Annotated in this window: 16 protein-coding genes; 13 read left to right on the top strand and 3 right to left on the bottom strand. The window is 62.5% G+C overall.

The genetic code is table 11. The features are described from left to right. Positions 1 to 174 precede the first annotated feature (174 nt). The 6 genes from ACP7BY_RS02055 (at position 175) to qatD (ending at position 9606) form a co-directional block, all read left to right on the top strand. Positions 175 to 2142, top strand: a complete 1968-nt coding sequence (locus ACP7BY_RS02055) for a site-specific DNA-methyltransferase (RefSeq protein WP_033964659.1) — start codon at positions 175 to 177, stop codon at positions 2140 to 2142. After that, on the top strand, positions 2142 to 4478 hold the full coding sequence (locus ACP7BY_RS02060; protein WP_137902914.1) for a DEAD/DEAH box helicase: 2337 nt from the start codon (positions 2142 to 2144) through the stop codon (positions 4476 to 4478). The genes ACP7BY_RS02055 and ACP7BY_RS02060 overlap by 1 nt, the downstream gene beginning before the upstream one ends. A 178-nt stretch (positions 4479 to 4656) precedes the next feature. Next, the gene (gene qatA, locus ACP7BY_RS02065; RefSeq protein WP_033964660.1) at positions 4657 to 6618 is read left to right on the top strand and encodes a Qat anti-phage system ATPase QatA; all 1962 of its coding nucleotides are present in this window, start codon (positions 4657 to 4659) and stop codon (positions 6616 to 6618) included. Then, entirely contained in the window at positions 6618 to 7499 is an 882-nt protein-coding gene (qatB, locus tag ACP7BY_RS02070; RefSeq protein ID WP_137902913.1) for a Qat anti-phage system associated protein QatB, read from the top strand. Before qatA ends, qatB begins: the two co-directional genes overlap by 1 nt. Continuing rightward, a complete protein-coding gene (gene qatC, locus ACP7BY_RS02075; protein ID WP_137902912.1) occupies positions 7496 to 8845 on the top strand; it encodes a Qat anti-phage system QueC-like protein QatC in 1350 nt (449 codons plus the stop codon). Before qatB ends, qatC begins: the two co-directional genes overlap by 4 nt. 8 nt (positions 8846 to 8853) lie before the next feature. Then, positions 8854 to 9606 carry a Qat anti-phage system TatD family nuclease QatD gene (gene qatD, locus ACP7BY_RS02080; protein ID WP_033965352.1) on the top strand — a complete coding sequence of 251 codons (753 nt, stop codon included), beginning with the start codon at positions 8854 to 8856 and terminating at the stop codon, positions 9604 to 9606. Positions 9607 to 9868: 262 nt separating this feature from the next. Here qatD and ACP7BY_RS02085 read toward each other — a convergent pair whose 3' ends face one another. Next, a complete protein-coding gene (locus tag ACP7BY_RS02085) occupies positions 9869 to 10273 on the bottom strand; it encodes a response regulator (protein WP_033965353.1) in 405 nt (134 codons plus the stop codon). Beyond that, a complete protein-coding gene (locus tag ACP7BY_RS02090; protein ID WP_052192370.1) occupies positions 10270 to 10686 on the bottom strand; it encodes a response regulator in 417 nt (138 codons plus the stop codon). The genes ACP7BY_RS02085 and ACP7BY_RS02090 overlap by 4 nt, the downstream gene beginning before the upstream one ends. Positions 10687 to 10835: 149 nt before the next feature. Between ACP7BY_RS02090 and ACP7BY_RS02095 the strand changes: the two genes are divergently transcribed. The 7 genes from ACP7BY_RS02095 to ACP7BY_RS02125 all read left to right on the top strand — a co-directional run bounded on the left by ACP7BY_RS02095 (position 10836) and on the right by ACP7BY_RS02125 (position 18390). After that, positions 10836 to 11264 carry a hypothetical protein gene (locus ACP7BY_RS02095; protein WP_033965355.1) on the top strand — a complete coding sequence of 143 codons (429 nt, stop codon included), beginning with the start codon at positions 10836 to 10838 and terminating at the stop codon, positions 11262 to 11264. Between the two features lie 181 nt (positions 11265 to 11445). Next, positions 11446 to 11850, top strand: coding sequence for a YkvA family protein (locus ACP7BY_RS02100; protein ID WP_249340865.1), 405 nt, complete (start codon positions 11446 to 11448; stop codon positions 11848 to 11850). Positions 11851 to 11976: 126 nt separating this feature from the next. Then, positions 11977 to 13173, top strand: a complete 1197-nt coding sequence (locus tag ACP7BY_RS02105) for a DUF932 domain-containing protein (RefSeq protein WP_137902911.1) — start codon at positions 11977 to 11979, stop codon at positions 13171 to 13173. A gap of 175 nt (positions 13174 to 13348) precedes the next feature. Further along, positions 13349 to 15514, top strand: a complete 2166-nt coding sequence (locus ACP7BY_RS02110) for a ParB/RepB/Spo0J family partition protein (RefSeq protein ID WP_033965398.1) — start codon at positions 13349 to 13351, stop codon at positions 15512 to 15514. Positions 15515 to 15585: 71 nt separating this feature from the next. After that, positions 15586 to 16644, top strand: a complete 1059-nt coding sequence (locus tag ACP7BY_RS02115) for a DUF7146 domain-containing protein (RefSeq protein ID WP_033965358.1) — start codon at positions 15586 to 15588, stop codon at positions 16642 to 16644. Positions 16645 to 16958: 314 nt separating this feature from the next. Beyond that, complete coding sequence (locus ACP7BY_RS02120) at positions 16959 to 17888, top strand: DUF2493 domain-containing protein (RefSeq protein ID WP_137902910.1); 930 nt, start codon at positions 16959 to 16961, stop codon at positions 17886 to 17888. 43 nt (positions 17889 to 17931) lie between these two features. Then, positions 17932 to 18390, top strand: a complete 459-nt coding sequence (locus ACP7BY_RS02125) for a hypothetical protein (protein ID WP_033965359.1) — start codon at positions 17932 to 17934, stop codon at positions 18388 to 18390. A gap of 235 nt (positions 18391 to 18625) precedes the next feature. Here ACP7BY_RS02125 and ACP7BY_RS02130 read toward each other — a convergent pair whose 3' ends face one another. Continuing rightward, complete coding sequence (locus ACP7BY_RS02130; protein WP_081988738.1) at positions 18626 to 18976, bottom strand: GFA family protein; 351 nt, start codon at positions 18974 to 18976, stop codon at positions 18626 to 18628. Between the last annotated feature and the right edge of the window lie 53 nt (positions 18977 to 19029).

The raw sequence follows: 19029 nt of genomic DNA on the forward strand, positions 1-19029 counted from the left end.
TCCTCCAGGTACGCGCCGGCCGGCATCGGGCTTGGCTGACTGGCAAAACCCCCATTATAGCCTCTTTCAAGGGGCCATGACTCAGGCGCGGGGATTGCTCGAAACACAAGAACATAATAGGAACATTTTGGCGAATAGCCAGCGAAAATCCATGATACCCAAGGTGACGAATTGATGCGCGATTTTCAGGGCGATGAACTGAGTAACGAGCTTGCAAAGCTTGATAGAGACGACCTTGAGCGGATGGTCAGGGGCCTGCTGACCAACGGGGTTGCCCTCAGCTTTTATGGCAAGCGAACTGCCCTCGAGATCTATCGCCGCGTCCGTCCCCGCGTGACGAGGCGGGAGCCGAAACTTCACGTCGGAAGCCCAGCAGACCAAGCCTGCAACCTGCTTATCGAAGGTGAAAACCTTCAGGCGATGGTTACGCTATACAAATACCGCGGTGAAGTTGACCTGATACTCACTGACCCACCGTACAACACGGGACAATCATTCAGGTATAATGATAAGTGGGATAACGATCCCAACGACCCTGATCTTGGCACCATCGTAGCCAAAGAGGACGGTTCACGTCACACCAAGTGGATCAAAACCATCATGCCTCGCCTTCAGATGATGAAGGCGATGCTAAAGCCTTCGGGCGTGGTCGCTATTTGTATCGACGACAACGAACTATTCCACCTTGGCATGATGATGGACGAGGTCTTTGGAGAAGAGAACCGCATCGCGATTATCAATTGGCAGAAGACCACACCGAAGAATGCTCGTCATGTTTCGACCGCCACGGACTACGTCTTGGTGTACGCGAAGGACAAGTCTCTGAGTTCGACCAAACTCCTTGCTCGATCTGAGAAAGCCGATTCTAGATTCGGCAACAGAGATGGAGATGAGACTGGGGACTGGAAACAGGGGGACGTGACTGGCAAGCGTAGCCCTACCTCGCACAAATCGAGCACCTATGCCATCCAGTCCCCATTTACTGGTGAGCTACATTGGCCACTTGAAACGCGACACTGGGCATTCGAGAAGGCGACAATTCGAAAGTGGCTTTCCGAGTGGGGCTCTCAGTACGAGGAGCGAGAGTTAGGAGACGGCAAGCCGAAAGCGCTCGTTATCAAGGGTGCGCCGACGCGGTCGTCCTCGTCGTTCGATCCGGCCCATCCGAAACTGGTCGAAGCACGAGGGAAAGCACTGGCGAGGCTCGAAGCCGGGAACTGGCCAAAATTGTATTTTGGTGTGAAGGGCGACGCGCAGCCGATGCTGAAAGTGCACGCCGCTCACGTGAAGATGGGCTCCGTACCTACGACATTCTGGGTTGATGAGGCCGATCCAGACCGGCTCACCTCGATCGGCGCAGTATCCTGGGCAGCAACGGAATCGGGCCGTAATCGCGAAGGCATCGAAGAGCTGGATGCCATCGTCGGCAAGGGCCACGGTTTCGAGACCGTGAAGCCCATGTCCCTGTTCAAAAAGATCATCATGCTTTGGTGCCCGCCGGGCGGCTTGGTCATGGACCCGTATGCCGGTTCGGGGACGACGGGCCACTCGGTTCTCGCACTCAATCAGGAGGCGGACAGTGATCGTCGCTTCATTCTGATTGAACAGGGAGCACCGGAGAACGGAGACAAATATGCTCGGACGCTGACTTGGAAACGCTTGCATAATGCAGCAACCGGCGAGCGCCCCGATGGGAGCACCGCCGAGCCCCTTGGTGGGGGCTTCGAGTATCGCCTCCTGACCAAAACCATTGATGCTAAAACCGTGTTGTCGATGCAGCGCGACGAATTGATCGACATCGTCCTTACGTCGCATTGGGAGACTCAGCGGAGAAGCGCGCCGAATTTGAGCGTATTCGACGACGCTGACTATCAGTATTTAATCGGTACAGACGATGCGGGCGAAGGTTACTTCCTGATCTGGGACAATGGGGGGCCTGTCGGCTCTCTTGATCTTGAAACCTATAGGACAGTCGCCAACGAAGCCAAGCGCGCGGGGATCAAGACTCCGTATCATGTGTACGCACGCTACGAGACTTATCAGTCTCCCAATGTCAGGTTCTGGAAAATTCCTGACCGAATTCTTGCGCATCTTGGCCTCAATGAAAACGATGAATTCAATAATCCGGAGGAGGTAGCTTAATGGACCTCTTCAAGTTCCAAGAGCAGGCTGCTTCGCAGATTGCTTCACGGTTTACCGACTACGCATCCAATCCGCTGATGGTAGATCGCTTGACCACGGTGCCATTCCTACAGACGCTCGCGTCGATAACGGGAAGTGGTAAGACGCTAGTCTTGGCAGATACGATCTCGCAGATACGTGACCGGCTGCCGGTACAGCCCATCGTGCTGTGGGTCTCGAAAGGGAAAATCGTCGTTGCGCAGACCTATGCCAACTTGTCGTCCGGCAGATACGCCGACAACATTGCTGGCTTCGTGGTTAAGCCCCTCCTCCAAGTGGCGCCCTCGGACATCGAAGACACATCGAAAGGGCTATTGCTCGTTGCAACGGTCGGTAAGTTCGCGGTGGAGGACGAGTCCGGTGGGGATCGCAAGGTATTTGAGGCTCAACTTGATCTCGCTAGTGAATCGCTCTGGGATTTGCTGACAAATCGCCGATCGGTCGGCGGATCGCGGCGCCCTCTTATAATTATCTATGATGAAGGTCACAACCTGTCGGATCTTCAGACGAGGAGGCTCCTCGAGCTCTCGCCCGACGGGTTAATCGCCGCCAGCGCGACTATGTCGCTGCCCGCCCGACTGGAAAATACGATCGCACGTCTTCGCACCGATAGAGGCTGGCGCGATGAGCATTTCACGACGCCGGTGGCGAGTAAGGATGTTGTCGCGTCCGGGCTTGTGAAGGAGCGTATAGCGATTGGCGGCTACGTGACGCCAATGGAAACCGCCGTCGATGCCATGCTGGCTGACATGGCCGACGCTCGCGAGGCCGCAGCAACTCTGCCGGTCCCATTTCGACCAAAGGCTATCTATGTATGCAGCACCAACGCCGTGGACGGGGTTCCGATCGCCGAGGACATGAAGCGGCCGTTTGATGAGCGGCAAGCACGCCCTGTCCTGATCTGGCGGCACCTGGTTGAAACCGCGGGCATCGATCCCGAGAAGATCGTAATCTATAGCCAGCTTAAATTTCCCAAAGATGCTCCCCCTCCGAAATCAATGCGCGTGCTTTCTGGAGGTGACCGCGATTACACCGATTTCATCAATGGCGACTTCGAGCATATCATCTTCAACTTAGGCCTACAGGAAGGATGGGACGATCCCACCTGTGGATTTGCATATATCGATAAGGAGATGGCATCGTCTCGCCAGATCACGCAGGTCGTCGGGCGCGTACTGCGTCAACCTGGAGCAGAGCACTACAGCGACCCCGCTCTCAACACAGCCCATTTTTATATCAGGACGGACGAGCGGGGCGTTTTCGACGAGATTCTTGAGGACATTCGCAAGCAACTCGTCTCGGAGCATCCTGCTGTCGCACTTCTGATCAAGAAAGAAGGCAGTAGCCGCGTTCTCGAGAAGGTCAATCCGGAGCCCCCCCGTACCGTCCCAACAATCGGCATCCATTCCGTCAAAGCGAAGCGGCCGATCGCTGACATCGTCGGGAAGATGATGGATTTTTCCTCCGGAGGAGCAAACACCATCGGCCAAGGAAGCCGAATGCTTGTCCTCCAAGAGATAGGAATTGGATCTGAAGCGACTTATGAGTGGGCAGAGGTTGAGCACAGCAACCGCGTTACTGCCAGGTCTGTCTTTAGACGCGAACTGCAGCGCCTATATTCCGGGGCTCTCCGTCGAGCAGGCGGACCAGTTAATTTAGTTGATATCGAGCTACCCAAGTTTGATGCCCTCATCGAGCTGACCAGTCCGGCAGCCGATCACGTCAGATCAATCGCGCGATCGGTCGTCGAAGCCTACATCGATCACTCGAAGATTTTCCAGAACGACTTTGATGCGCCTTATTCGGTGGGGCCAGTCGCGGTCGATCCGTCCGATGCCGTCGAGTTCACCAAAGCGCTTCACCGAACTTACTCCGGTCTGAACCCATTGGAACTGCGCTTTGCGCGAGCCCTAGACCGAACGCAGCGTGTCTGGGCCAGAAACCCTCGCAACAGTGGGTTTTATATCCCACTGCTCGATATGTCATCGTCCTCGACCTACTGGCCTGACTTTCTCGTTTGGATCGATAAAGCAGTCGTCGCGATTGATACCAAAGGAGACCATCTCCTGACAGAGGCGAGTGTCGGCAAGCTTTTCGATATCGACACCCTCGGGGAACCAGCAAAAGTGGTTCTTCGCCTTATTTCAGAAGGGGAATCTGAGGCGTTGCCTTCGGGCCAGATCAATAAGGTTGGCAAATTGGGTTTCACGGTGTGGAGCTGGAAGAACGGGCGCCTCCTTGGAATTCATGCCCCTGACGAAAAGGCCGCTGTGAAGCTGGCCCTTGATGTCACCTAGTCCAAAATTGTTCTCAGAACCTTGCGGAAGTGGCCTTCCCTCGATGTCAACTTACTTCCGAAGCTGTGTTGGCTCACAGGACGTATGGCGAAAATAGTGTAAGTGCGGCAGTGTCAGCACGGAGGCGAGCCGATCACAGCAACGAATCGTGCGCCGCATTCCTAGGGAGTGCGACGCAATGCTGTTGACCGACAATGAAACCAAGGTCGATCTGCTCAATAACGAAGCGATCGCCAAGACCATTATCGCCTTGCTCCGCGAGCGACCGGAACATCCAGTCACGATCGGCGTGCACGGCGACTGGGGCGCTGGGAAATCCAGCATTCTCGAGATGATCGAACACGCCCTGGATTCCGATAAGGATGTCCTGTGCCTCAAATTCAATGGTTGGCGCTTCCAAGGTTTCGAGGACGCCAAGATTGCCCTCATCGAGGGTATCGTCACGGGGCTGATCGAGAAACGGCCGCTCCTTGCCAAGTCCGGTGAGGCGGTCAAGGACATCTTCAGGCGTATCGACTGGTTGAAGGTCGCGCGTCATGGCGGCGGGCTCGCTTTTACAGCGCTCACCGGCATGCCGACCGCCGACCAAGTGGGAGCCGTCGTCGGAACCCTGAAGGGCATCTTCGCCGACCCCGCCAAACTGGCCACACAGGATAATTTCGATAAGGCCGTGGAGGGCGTCCAAGGCCTCCTTAAGCCGGCGGAATCCAAGAACGTTCCCGAGGAGATCGAAGCGTTCAGGAAGGCCTTCACCGAACTTCTCAAGCAGGCCGGAATCGACCAGCTCATCGTCCTGATCGACGACCTCGACCGCTGTCTCCCCGACACCGCGATCGAGACCCTCGAGGCGATCCGCCTGTTCGTCTTCACCGAACGGACCGCCTTCATCGTGGCCGCGGACGAGGCCATGATCGAATACTCCGTTCGCAAACACTTTCCGGAACTGCCCGACACCACGGGCCCGAGGGACTATGCCCGGAACTATCTGGAGAAGCTGATCCAGGTCCCGTTCCGAATTCCTGCCCTTGGCGACACGGAAACGCGCATCTACGTTACGCTCCTGCTGATCGGCTCCGAACTTGGAGAAGACGATGAAGCATATGGGGCCTTGATCGCCGCAGCGCGCGAACTGCTGAAGCGGCCTTGGACGAACGCCGGTCTCGACGCCCAAACTGTGAAGACGGCGCTTGGTGATAAAGCTCCCAAGGTGCAGAGCGCACTTACTTTGAGTGATCAGATCGGGCCCATCCTCGCGAGCGGAACGCAGGGCAACCCGCGTCAGATCAAGCGCTTCCTCAATACGCTCCTCCTACGACACCAGACCGCGACGGCCCGTGGCTTCGGCGATGAGGTGAAGCTGCCGATCCTCGCGAAGCTGATGCTGGCCGAACGTTTCCTGTCCCGCACGTTCGATCAGGTCGCCAGCGCGGCCGCGCGCGACCCGGACGGTCGGTGCGCCGACCTCGTGGGGTTGGAGAACGACCAGCCCGAGAACAAGGCCGCGGCGAAACCCAAACGCGCCGGAGGCAAAGCCGATACGGACGGTGCCGACAGCAAGCTGGCCATCGTGCCGCCATCGACAGATACCGCGATGCTCGCCGAATGGAAGGGATCTGAGGCGATCCGCTCCTGGGCCCGCATCCCTCCTCCCTTGGCGGCCATCGACCTCCGTCCCTACCTGTTCGTCACCAAGGACCGGAAGGACTATTTCGGCCCAGCCTCAGTGCTCGGTCGTCTCGCAGCGGTCGTCGAGAAGCTCCTCGGGTCGAAACTATCGGTGCAAGCCTACGAGGGTGAACTGAAGCAGCTGGTGCCGGCCGAAGCCGCTCAGGTCTTCGAGGAGCTGAGAGGTCGCATCATGGGCGGCGACGCCTTCGACACCGCGCCCCCGGGCGTTGACGGTATCGGCGTCCTCGTCCGCGCCCACCCGACGTTGCAGGCGAACTTGCTCGACTTGCTGGAGGCTCTCCCCGCGGATCGATGCGGCTCTTGGCCGGCCCAAGGATGGACCGGGGTCATCAAGGAGGCGGACGCCATCACGCGTTTCGACAAACTTCTGACGAGCTGGTCATCGTCCAAATCCGCCATGCTCAAAGCGACCGCCTCAGGCGCGCTGCGGACACGCAAGGGCCCACGCTGATGGGAACGTCCAGCGCTTACGGCGGCGCGGGCGGGGGCACACCCCTCGTTCCGAGCTGGCTTGACGGCGTCGCCGCCTCGGCCGGCGGCGACGCGCCCACTGTGGCGCCAGGCGCCGACGGGTCGACGGCAACGCCGCCGACGGTGCCGGCCGCGCCGCCGCCGCGCACAGTAAACCCTATGCCGGGCGCGTCCGACCGGTTCACTGCGCCCAGGAGCAATTTTTCGCGCTTCGCCAGCTCCGGCGGCAGCGATCGGCGAAGCCTCGGCCGAGCCGTCTCCGGCTACGTCTCGAAGTCCGCGGGCGGCTCCGCGCGCGCGGCTCAACGGATGGGCTCGTCACGGGGCGCGGGGGCCGGCCTTGTCCGTTTCCTCAATGACGCGAGCGCCAACGGTGTTCGCGAGGCCCTTCGGACACTCAACCTGGAAGGCCTCGCGGGTCGCCCGATCGAGGAGGTATTCGCCGGCCTCGCCGACTATATCTGCCCGGAAGGCGGGACCATCGACGAAGGCATCGCCCGCGACGCCTTCATCGAGACGATCGCCGATCTCGCCGCTGCGGGCATCACCGATGTCGATGGACTGACCCCCGCTCAGATCCAGACCGTGTTCGAGCTCTACGCGACGCACGCCATAGAAGCCCGCATCTGCAACGACATAGGCACGAAGGCGGTGACCTTGCCCGCCGACCCGCGGGCCGCCGAACGAGTGGAAGCACAGTTGCGCGAATTCATCCAGCGCGGGGTCAGCGACGCCGTCAATGCCGCAGGCGTCAATATCCAATCGCTGACGCCAGACGCCGTCACCGGTTTCGTCAATGACGTCTACCAATCCGCCTTCGAGATTTTGCAGACGATGGGCGACGGGGAGGCTGCCGCGTGAGACGCCATCTGATCATAGGCCGCTTCGGCGAAGAGGACCGTACGCGCATCCCCAAAGCGCGCGATGAGGTCATGTCACCTTTGCAGCTCCTCGCCGGCAAGCGGCTCGACCATGGTATCGGCCGCGCATTGAGCGACCTGAAGGCATTGTCCCTTTCGCCCAGCGAACTGGGCGTCGATCTGCTCGTCGTGGCGGCTCATGTCCACGCCGCCGATACGAGGATCGCGCGCGCGACCGAGGCACAAGACGCATGGACACGCGAAATCCGGCTCGTGGTCCCGGTGAGCGACCCCAATCTTTGGACGGGCGCCGCGCCGATCCTCGTGCGAGCCCTCAACTTCCTAACAGGCGACCGTTGGCAGGTGGGGTTCCGCAAGCGACCCAGGCCTTATCTTTCGCTCGCTCCGTCACTTCCGCCGTCACTCCTCCCGCCCCCCTTCGACGGGATCAGCTTGTTTTCAGGTGGGCTCGACAGCCTCATCGGCGCCATCGACACCCTGGAGGCCGGTGGGACGCCGCTGCTGGTCAGCCACGCCGGTGAGGGTCTCGTCAGTGCGTCGCAGGAACGCTGTTTCGCCGGCTTGAAATCGACCTACAAGGCTTCGGCCTTCAACCGTCTGCGCGTGTGGATGAGCTTTGAGGGCGGATTGATTCAGGATGTCGGGTCCGAGGACACCACGCGGGGTCGCTCCTTCTTGTTCTTCTCGCTCGGCGCCGCGGCCGGGACCGCGCTCGGCGGTCCTTTCACACTGAAGGTTCCCGAGAACGGCTTGATCGCGCTGAACGTTCCGCTCGATCGGCTCCGCCTGGGCGCGCTGAGCACCCGCACCACGCATCCGTTCTATATCGCGCGTTGGAACGAGTTTCTCGCTGCGCTGGGCATCCCGGGCGAGGTCGACAATCCCTACTGGGACGAGACCAAGGGCGATATGGTGGCGAACTGTGCAAATCCGGCGCTCCTGAACTCCCTCGCGGCGTCATCACTGTCCTGCTCCTCGCCGGCGTCTGCGCGATGGGCGAAGAAGCCGCAGGGCCACTGCGGCTATTGCCTGCCCTGCCTGATCCGACGTGCCTCGCTGCGCGGACAGGATTCGACGGCTTACGGCTTGTCCGACCTCACCGCCGCGGCGCTCGACACCAAGCGCGCAGAAGGGCAGCAGGTCCGCTCCTTCCAGCTCGCGATCGCGCGCCTGGCGGCACGCCCCGATCTCGCGAGGATCCTGATCCACAAGCCTGGGCCACTCTACGACAAGCCCGAAAGGAACGACGCACTCGCCGACGTCTACCGGCGAGGTCTCGATGAAGTCGGCCGTTTATTGGCTGGCGTGCGCACCGCGCCCAGCTAGGAGGGGCCATGACCGCCTCGCTCGTCGATTTCCATTGTCATCTCGATCTCTATCCGGACCATGTCGAGGCGGTGCGGCGTGCCGAGGAAGCGGGCGTATTCACCCTTACCGTGACAACGACGCCACTCGCCTGGGCCCGAAACCATGAACTGGCGGCCCCGACCCGGCATGTCCGCGCGGCGCTCGGTCTTCACCCTCAATTGGTCGGCGAGCGGGAGCATGAACTGGCGCTCTGGAAGGAACTCCTCCCCCGGACCCGCTACGTAGGTGAGGTCGGGCTCGACGCCGGCCCACGATTCTATAAGTCCTTCGACCGACAGAAGAGCGTGTTCGGCGAGATCCTGCGCACTTGTGCGGCGGCGCGGGGTAAAATCCTGACGGTCCATAGCGTTCGCGCCACCAAGATCGTCCTAGATATGGTCGAGCAACATCTCCCACGAGATCGCGGCCGTGTCGTGTTGCATTGGTTCACCGGCACCCCGGCCGAGGTCAAACGCGCGACACAGTTGGGGTGCTACTTCTCCGTCAACTCCGACATGCTGGCCAATCCCAAACGGGATGCCACAAACCGAGCAATACCCATCGACCGATTGCTCACCGAGACCGATGGGCCGTTCACCCGCGTCGAAGGTAGGCCGACCCGACCGGAGGATGTTCGGTCGGCAGTTCTCAGTCTGGCGCGAACGCGCAGCACGACGGCGGACCAAATGGCCCTAACTGTCCTTCGCAACCTGAAGTCGCTTCTGGGAGAAGGCATCTAGAGGGGCTCGTTCCATCGGCTCGCACTAACAACCATGCTCAGAAATATGGGGTTCCAGCGTGAGCCGGGCGCCCTCCGATTCAACCCGCGCCTCATCGACAATCCGTTGCAGACGGTCGTATTCCTCCTTTGGAGACGTCGCCATCTTGTTTTGGAGAACCGTCACGGCGCGCGAAAACCGCGCGGTTTTCTCCTCCTAGTCACCAACCAGCCGCGCCTTTTCTTCGCAGTCCATCGTTTGCTCTTCGCGCTCAACGCCGACCTCAGATGCCAGGCTCCGGCGTTCCATTTCGCGCTCGCGCCGCCACTTCGCTTTTGATGCGATTGAGCAGAAGCGAGTGATCGTAGGGCTTCGACAACAGCGGGCCGTCCTCGCAGAGGTCCTGTGCCTTGGCGGCCGCTTTCTGGACGGTGCCGGCGAGAATGATCTTTGCCTCGATACCGTTCGACCGCATCCAATTCGCAAGACCGAAGCCATCGATCTTGCCGGGGCTGCTCACGTCGGCCAACACGATGCCGATGGCAGCGTTGACCGTCGTCAGCACCTCAACCGCTTCATCGGTATTCAGGGCTTCGACCACCTTATAGCCGCAGTCACGCAAATATTCAGCGAGCGGCTTCCGCACGAGCACGTCGCTCTCCACCAACAGAATATGGGGATTAGTCATACCGCTTCACTGTTCGACGTGGAACCGTCCCCCGCGCCGCCCAGAATGGCACGGATCTTCTGAGCGACCTCGCCGAGTACATAGGGCTTCGTCATCAGCGGCGTTCCGTCGGTCTCGCCCGGCAGCAGATGCCCAGACGTCAGGATTACCGGGATATGCGGGTAGAGAAGCCGCACCCGCTGGGAAAGGCCTATGCCATCCAGCGACCCTGGCATGCGCACATCCGAGAAGACCACTCCTACGTCCTTATGTGACCGCAGGCATTCCAAAGCTTCGTCGGCTGTACCAGCCTCGATGACATGGAAGCCACAGTCTCTCAGGTAGTCGCATATGACATACCTTACCAAGATCTCGTCTTCAACGACGAGTATCGACGTGCGTTCTTCTTCCGAGTCGGATGCAGGCAGGATCATCTCACCCCCTTTCCGACACAATGCCCAAGCTGATCCCAGGTTCCTGGAGCGGCACGAGCCGGGCGCCGTAGCGCGCCTCGGCGCACAAAAAGGACGGACTGGCCGACGGAGCGCGTGACCGGTAGGAGTGATCGGGGTGGGGCAGGCAAATGCAGGAAACTCTCGTGCGACACCTCCGCAGCATGGGCGAAAATTTCTGCGCATCGGCAGAACGATTCGACGGGACTGACGGGGGCCGCACCGACGAGCATGTGTTCCAAAATCTCCATTGGGGATTGGAACTGCTGCTGAAGGCCTACCTTCACCATCGCGGGTGGTCGGATGCGCGCTGCATCGCAGATGTCCGACACGATCCCGGCAAGGCGCTCGCCGCGTGCGAGCGGGAGGGGCTCGAGGGTATCGACCCCGAGATTCGCGCCTTCCTGCAAGCCCTCAGCCCTTTTTCGCGTGTCCATCGTGTGGCCGAGTTCGTGGAGGCGGGCGCCGCCGGCTGGACTGCGGCGGACGCGATCACGGTGAGCACCCGCCTTCGAAAAGCACTCGACAGCGGCTTTTGGGTGCAGGGCGGCGAGGGATGAAGCATTTCCCCGGGCCAGCCCGTGCTCTCACCGAACCCCATGTGCGGGCGGCACCCGGAGGCAGTGCTGAAACTCCGCGTCGGAGCGAGGCACGGCGACGCGCCCTGCAAGACACGACTTTGGCGCTGCCCAACCCTACTTTGGTTCACTGGACACAAGGGTGCCGAGTCAGGAGAGAGATTTGTCTGATGAGAGCGAAGGTATACTAACAAGCATCAAACGCTGGGCGCGACGGATCAAGCGGGACGTCGAGGCGCTCTGGATTGCGGCGCGTGACCCTCGCGTGCCTTGGTATGCCAAGGCGGTCTGCGCCGCGATCGCAGCGTATGCGCTTTCACCCATCGACCTGATCCCCGACTTCATCCCCGTGCTCGGTTATCTGGACGAGATGGTCCTGTTGCCGCTGGCGATCCTCCTTGCTGTGCGCCTGGTCCCACCTCAACTCATGGCCGAGTTTCGCGCGGAGGCCGACTCGCGAGCGGACCGTCCTGTCAGCCGGGTGGCAGCCGCGTCCATCGTCATCCTCTGGATCGCGGCCGCGATCCTGCTGCTCTGGCTGTTTTGGCCGAGGCCTATGACGGGCTAGAGCGCCGCGTATTCCGCGCATCCTGCCCCGCAAGGCGCCCATAAGAGGAAGAGGGCAGCGGCTATCGCCGTGACGGGTTGAGGGTCGAGAGAGAGGCTCCCGGCCGGCTCGTCATGGAGATGAGTCATGACCGAAGTTGAAGTCCTGGATACCCGCCCCGATGCGCGCGGCGGCTACAAGGTCGATGTCAGTCGAGGTGAGCGAATCGGCCGCGTGTCGTCCGAGTGGTTCAACCGACCGGCCGACGAACGCTACCTATCACTGTCAGAGCTGATGGCGTCGGTAAAGGGTCGGGCTGAGCGCAGCCGCACCCGCACCGTCGAGAGCGCGGCCGTTCGCGTCGAAGCCAGCCGCGACAATTCAGAGCGGCTCGACCTGGTGCTGCCCGGCTCCGGGGGCCTGGTCGCACCCACGCACTGGAGCTTCGGCCAACTCGCCGCGCTGGTCGGCGCGCCGGCCGCCTATCTGCGCCAACTTCCGGCGCCGGTGGCGGGCATCAACCTGCAGTACGGCCTCACCTCGCACCGCGCCGAGCAGGTCAAGACCCTCGAGACGGATGACGGGCGCGTCGAACTGTGCGCCGTTACCGGTCCAGACTATGGCCGCATCTATGATCACGAGTTGGTCGCCGCGGTGCAGCGGATCGCGGGCAACGGCACCGGCGACACCCGCTGGAAGGTGCCAGGCGTGCTCGATTGGTCGACCGGCTTCTACAATCCGCGAGTGGACATCACCCAGGACACGACGACGCTCTACGCCAGCGACCGAGACGTGTTCCTCTTCCTAGTCGACGACCTCAACCCGATCGAAGCGGGGCGCCTGCCCGATGGCTCGCCCGACCTCTACTTCCGGGGCTTCTACTGCTGGAACTCGGAGGTCGGCGCGAAGACGCTCGGGATGGCCAGCTTCTATCTCCGCGCCGTTTGCCAGAACCGCAATCTCTGGGGCGTCGAAGACTTCGAGGAGATCACGATCCGGCACTCCAAATATGCCGCTTCCCGTTTCGCTCACGAGGCGGCGCCGGCGCTGACGCGCTTCGCGAACTCTTCACCGGCGCCTTTCATCAATGGCATCAAGGCCGCCCGGGCGCAGATCGTCGCCCGCACGGACGAGGACCGGACCGACTTCCTGCGCAAGCGTGGATTCGGTAAGGCCGAAACCGCCAAGATCATCGAGGCGGTGCTCGTCGAGGAGGGCCGCGCGCCGACCAGCGTCTTCGACTTCGTCCAGGGCATCACCGCTGTCGCCCGCGACAAGCCGCACCAGGACGCGCGGCTGGATCTCGAAGCCCGGGCAAAGAAGCTCCTCGACCGCGCGGCCTGACTCCTGCCGAGCCGTGGAATCGGCTTTGCCGGTTCGCGGCTCTCCGGCTCTGCGCTTTTCCTGATCTACGTTTCTGCGGCGTCGCTCTCTTCAGAGGAAGAGGGCGGCGCTGCGCTTCGTGACGGGTAGGAGGCCGAGAGAGAGGCTCCCGGCCGCCCGTCGTGGAGTGAAGACCATGGCCCAAGCGGCATCGAAGAAGATTACCCTGTCGTCCTCGCGCGACATCCCCCTCAACAAGCTCGTGCTCTCCCAGTCGAACGTCCGGCGCGTCAAGGCCGGCGTCTCGATCGAGGAGCTCGCCGAGGACATCGCCCGGCGCGGCCTGCTGCAGGGCCTGTCGGTTCGCGCCATCGTCGGCGAGGACGGGACCGAGACTGGCATCTACGAGATTCCGGCCGGCGGTCGGCGGTTCCGGGCGCTGGAGCTTTTGGTCAAGCAGAAGCGCCTTGCCAAGACTGCCCCCGTGCCCTGCGTCGTGCGCGACGACGGCATCGCCGAGGAAGACAGCCTCGCCGAGAACGTCCAGCGCGCGCCGCTCCACCCACTCGACCAGTTCCGGGCCTTCCAGGCGTTGCGCGAAAAGGGCCAGTCCGAGGAGGATATCGCGGCGGCGTTCTTCGTGCCGGTCGCGGTCGTCAAGCAGCGGTTGAAGCTCGCCTCGGTGTCGCCGCGCCTGCTCGACGTCTATGCCGAGGACGGCTTGACGCTGGACCAGCTGATGGCCTTCACCGTCTCGGGCGATCATGAGCGCCAGGAGCAGGTGTTCGAACGACTGACGCAAGGCTACGACAAGCAGCCCTACGTGATCCGGCGCATGCTGACCGAGCACGCCGTCCGCGCCTCCGACAAGCGGGCGCAGTTCGTCGGGATCGACGCCTATGTCGAGGCCGGCGGCACGATCCTGCGCGACCTGTTCCAGGCCGACGATGGCGGCTGGCTGCAGGATGTCAGCCTGCTCGAAATGATGGTGACGGAGAAGCTCCGGGAAGCTGCGGCCGAGGTACAGGCCGAGGGCTGGAAGTGGACCGAGGTCGCGACTTCGTTCCCCTACGGCCATGTGTTTGGCCTTCGTCAGCTGCGCGGCGAGGAGGTCCCCCTTACCGAGCAGGAGGAAGCCGCGCGTGCCGCGCTCCAGGCCGAGCTCGATGGACTGGAGGCCGAATACGCCGAGGCGGACGAGCTGCCCGAAGAGGTGGACGCACGCCTGGGCGAGATCGAGACCGCGCTGGAGGCCCTCGATCAGCGGCCGGTACGGTTCGACGTCGACGAGATCGGGCGCGCCGGCGCCTTCGTGAGCATCGACGCCGGCGGCAGTGTGCGGATCGAGCGCGGGTTCGTCCGGTCGGAGGACGAGCTGCCGATCGAGCCGGAGGAGGACAGCGCCACCGGCGAACTGACCGGCGATGGCGAGGAGACGCGGACCGTCGCGGCTCAGGTCGACGACGATGGCACGACCGTTCAGGTCGGACACGTCGAGGAGCCGGAGGAGGATGAGGGCCTGAAGCCCATTCCCGACCGGCTGATGGCGGAACTCACGGCGCATCGCACGATCGCGCTGCGCCATGCGCTCGGCGAGAACCCGGACGTGGCGTTCCTGGCGGCGCTGCACGCGCTCTGCATCCGCGTGTTCTACCGCTACGCGCTCGACACCTGCCTGGAGCTCGACCTGAAGAGCGCCGGCTTCGCCGCTCAGGCGCCGGGGCTCGCCGATACGCCGTCGGCCCGCGCGCTCGATGTGCGGCATCAGGCCTGGGCCAACACCCTTCCCAAGGAGCCGGAAGAGCTCTGGGACGCGCTCGACGGCTTCGATGCGGACAGCCGGCAGGCGCTGTTCGCGCACTGCGTCGCGCTGTCGGTCAACGCCGTGATCGAGCCCTACAATCGCCGGCCGCGGGCGATCCTCCATGCCGACCGACTCGCCCAGGCGGTCGATCTCGACATGGCAGGCGCCGGCTGGACCCCGACCGTTGACGGGTTCCTCGGCCGGGTCACTAAGGCGCGCATCCTCGCCGCCGTGCGCGAGGCGAAGGGCGACCGGGCCGGTGACCGCATCGAGCACATGAAGAAGGGCGACATGGCGGAGACTGCCGCGCAGATCCTCGCTGGCTCGGGCTGGCTGCCGGAGCCGCTGCGCACGCCTGGGCGGGCGATCGTCACCGCCGCTGCGGAGACGACCGCCGATGGGGGGATCGCGGCGCCGGCCCCGGTCGAGCCCGCCGACACCGAGGTCGTCGAAGAGACGGCGGAGGACGGCGGCGAAACGGCTATGGGCGAGTTCGAGCCCGTCGACGATGATGAAGAAGCCGAGGCCAACGTCCCCCACGCCGTCGCGGCCGAATAACGTCCGTCAACAAACCCGTCTCCACCTCAGGCCCGCCGGCGATGGCGGGCCTTCTTTTTCTGGGGTCGCTCATGCCGAACACCGCATCAGACCTCGCGCAACGTCTCGGCCGTCAGGCCGAAGCGGTCTGCCGCCATTACCTTTCCGCCGGACGCCGCGAGGGCCGCTACTGGCTGGTCGGCGACGCGCGCAACGCGACCGGCCGGTCGATGTTCGTCCGGCTGCAGGGCTCCGAATCCGGCAAGGGCGCTGCCGGCAAATGGACCGATGCCGCGACGGGCGAACATGGCGACCTACTCGATGTGATCCGCGAAAGCTGCGGCCTCCACGGTTTCAAGGACGTCGCCGACGAGGCGCGCCGCTTCCTCAGCCTGCCGCATCCCGAGCCGACGCCCTGTAAGCGTTCGTCCCACCAGGCCGCCGCTCCGACAGGGTCGCCGGAGGCGGCACGGCGTCTAATCGCCATGTCGCAGCCGATTACGGGCACTATCGCTGAAACGTATCTGCGCAAACGCGGCATTACGGCTTTGCACGCAAGCGGGTCGCTGCGCTTCCACCCTCGCTGCTACTATCGCCCCGACCAGCATTCTCCGACCCAGACGTGGCCGGCAATGATCGCGGTCGTCACCGACCTCAACGGCAGGATCACCGGGGCGCACCGCACCTATCTTGCGCCCCCTGGCATGGATTCTACGACAGACGGCAAGGCGCCGATCGAAACACCAAGGCGGGCGATGGGCGAGCTTCTCGGACATGCCGTGCGCTTCGGTGTGGCGCACGAGGTGATGGCGGCCGGCGAAGGCATTGAGACCATGCTGTCGCTACGCCAAGCGCTGCCTGCAATGCCGGCGGCCGCGGCGCTCTCCGCTGCGCACCTCGCTGCCATCCTCTTCCCCGACACACTGCGCCGGCTCTACATCGCGCGCGACGACGATCCGGCAGGCGACCGGGCGATGGCGACCTTGATCGACCGAGCGGACGCGGCCGGCATCGAGGCGATCGTGCTGTCGCCAAGCCTAGAGGACTTCAACGAGGATCTGCGCATCCTGGGTCAGAATCGCCTTCGGGCCGCTTTGCGGGCGCAGATCGCGCCGCACGACGTCGCGCGTTTCATGGAGCTGGCGGCATAGGCCGAGAATGGATGTGGCAGGCAATCCGGTCTCCGCCTCGCTCAGATGCTTTCCCGTGTCGGGGAGGACCGCGCCCCGGCCTTCGAGAGGGCGATCGGCCGGCAACCGGGCCGGACCGGCAATGTCTGCAGCCGACTATTTTCCGGCGCGGCCCCGTGGGCCGCTTTCCATCGCGAAACAAAATAGCCGGCCTCCGCCATCCTCCGCTGACGCTTCGGCCCTGCGCTTCGCTGCGGGTGCAGGTCCGGTCCGCTCGCCAGCTTTCGTCGCCATGAAGGCCGCGAGGGTCGCGGTCACGACCGACGGAGCATCCCATGAGCGAGCATCACGACCACGAACCGGACCACGCCGCATCTCCCACCGACCATGTCCTCAGCGAACTTCAGCTCTATGGCTACCGTCCCTTCGCGGACGACCCCGACCCGAGGGAGCTGCCCGATGGCAAACATGTGGCAGGCGCCATCGCGGACATCTTCGACGCCCTGATCTCGACGCTCGGAGACACCCGCCTCGAGCCGGACCTCGACGACCTCCTCTGGTCGACGGTCAACCTCTTCCACCGCGCCACCGAGCGGATCGAGCGCGAACTGGACGACAACGAGCAGGCGCAGCGCCGCTCGCAGCGCGAGCAGGACGGCAGCGAGGTCAAGTCGGTCGAGTTGGAACGCCTCACTGCCGAAGGGCAGACGCTGATCGAGCGGCGCGACGCCTTCGAACTGATGCGCGACCAGGCCGCCGAGCAGTTCGAGCGCCAAACCCGCTCATCGTGGAGACCCCGCAGCGGATCGATGGTCAACCACCGCCACCTGACCTCGGCGATGATCGACAGCCGTGATTTCCTCGCGGCGAAGAAGCGGGCCGAGACGCAGGTCATGCTCCCGGCTGGCCCGAAAATCGCCTTCACCGGCGGGCTGGACTTCAACGACCACCGTCTGATCTGGGCCAAGCTCGATCAGGTCCACGCCAAGTATCCTGACATGGTGTTGCTCCACGGCGGTTCGCCGAAGGGCGCCGAACGCATCGCATCCCGTTGGGCGGACCATCGCAAGGTGCCGCAGGTGGCGTTCAAGCCCGACTGGACCAGGCACGCCAAGGCCGCGCCCTTCAAGCGCAACGATCAGATGCTGGACGTGCTGCCGATCGGGGTCCTGCATTTCCCCGGCACCGGCATTCAGGACAACCTCGCCGACAAAGCCAAAAAGCTCGGCATCCCGGTTTGGCACTTTGGAGCCGGGGCGAGTTAGCCCCGGACTTCCGCAACACCAACTATTTTGTTAGGATTTGCCAATGTCCGACGATCCTATCATGACAGAAATCCAAGCAGCCATCACGACCTTACAAAGTGGTGCACGAGCCGAAGCGCGCCAAGCATTCGTGGATATCTGGGTTAAAATTGAGCTCGATCCAAGACCCCTCCATGAGTGCACACTGGCGCACTTCATGGCCGATGCGCAGGACGACCTGCAGGATGAGCTGGCATGGGACCAGCGAGCGCTAGCTGCAGCGCTGCGCTGCACCGACGCCGAAGCTAAAGGGCATCACGACAGCCTATCTATTGCGGCTTTCATGCCGTCGTTACATCTCAACCTCGGCGACGACTATTTGCGCCTAGGAGACAGAGCGGGTTGCCAGCGCCATCTCGCGGCTGGAATGGCCGCCACCGCAGATCTGCCCGACACGCCGTATGCGAGCATGATTCGCGGCGGCTTGGATCGTCTGGCTGAGCGTCTCAATTCGGTGCCGTAGGACCGTTCCGTTTCAGGCCGCGCACTGTTGCATTCCCCTGCGGGCTCACGACAAGGGCGAAGTCCGGCCCGTATCCAGAACAACCATCGAACCACCCATCGCCGGCCACCATCTCCCGCTTTGCTGCGCTGATCCTTGGTCCGACCGATCGCTTGACGCCATCAACCGATAATATTTGGAACAGCCCGCGTCTCAGCATTCGACTCATCCACGGGAACGGTGCGATCAGGCATATCTAAAGATTAGCACCGTCCACGTCTTGAATTGCCAGGCCATCGAGATCGATCGACGGCACGCACCGTAGGTTAATGAACGCTATATCAGCACCATCTGGACCCTTGCCATAACCAAACGCCTCACAACCGCATGTCGAACAGAACCGGTGAGCAATGGCATGTTTATTGAAGAAATAATCTGTAAGCACCTCTTCTCCCTGAAGGATCATTAGACTGCCTGACGGCACAAAGGATAGCAAAAACCCCTTCCTTCGACAGTGCGAACAGTTACACCTGACCGCATTCACTGGAGGGTCTTCGTTGACTCGGAATGCTACTTTCCCACAGTGACAGCTGCCTTCGTAAGCCATGCAGCGCCTCCTTACAGCTTGCTACGACAAAGCCAGGTAGCAACACGAACGCC

It is taken from the genome of Sphingomonas sp. PSPC2-2 (assembly GCF_049897725.1).
GTDB lineage: Bacteria > Pseudomonadota > Alphaproteobacteria > Sphingomonadales > Sphingomonadaceae > Sphingomonas.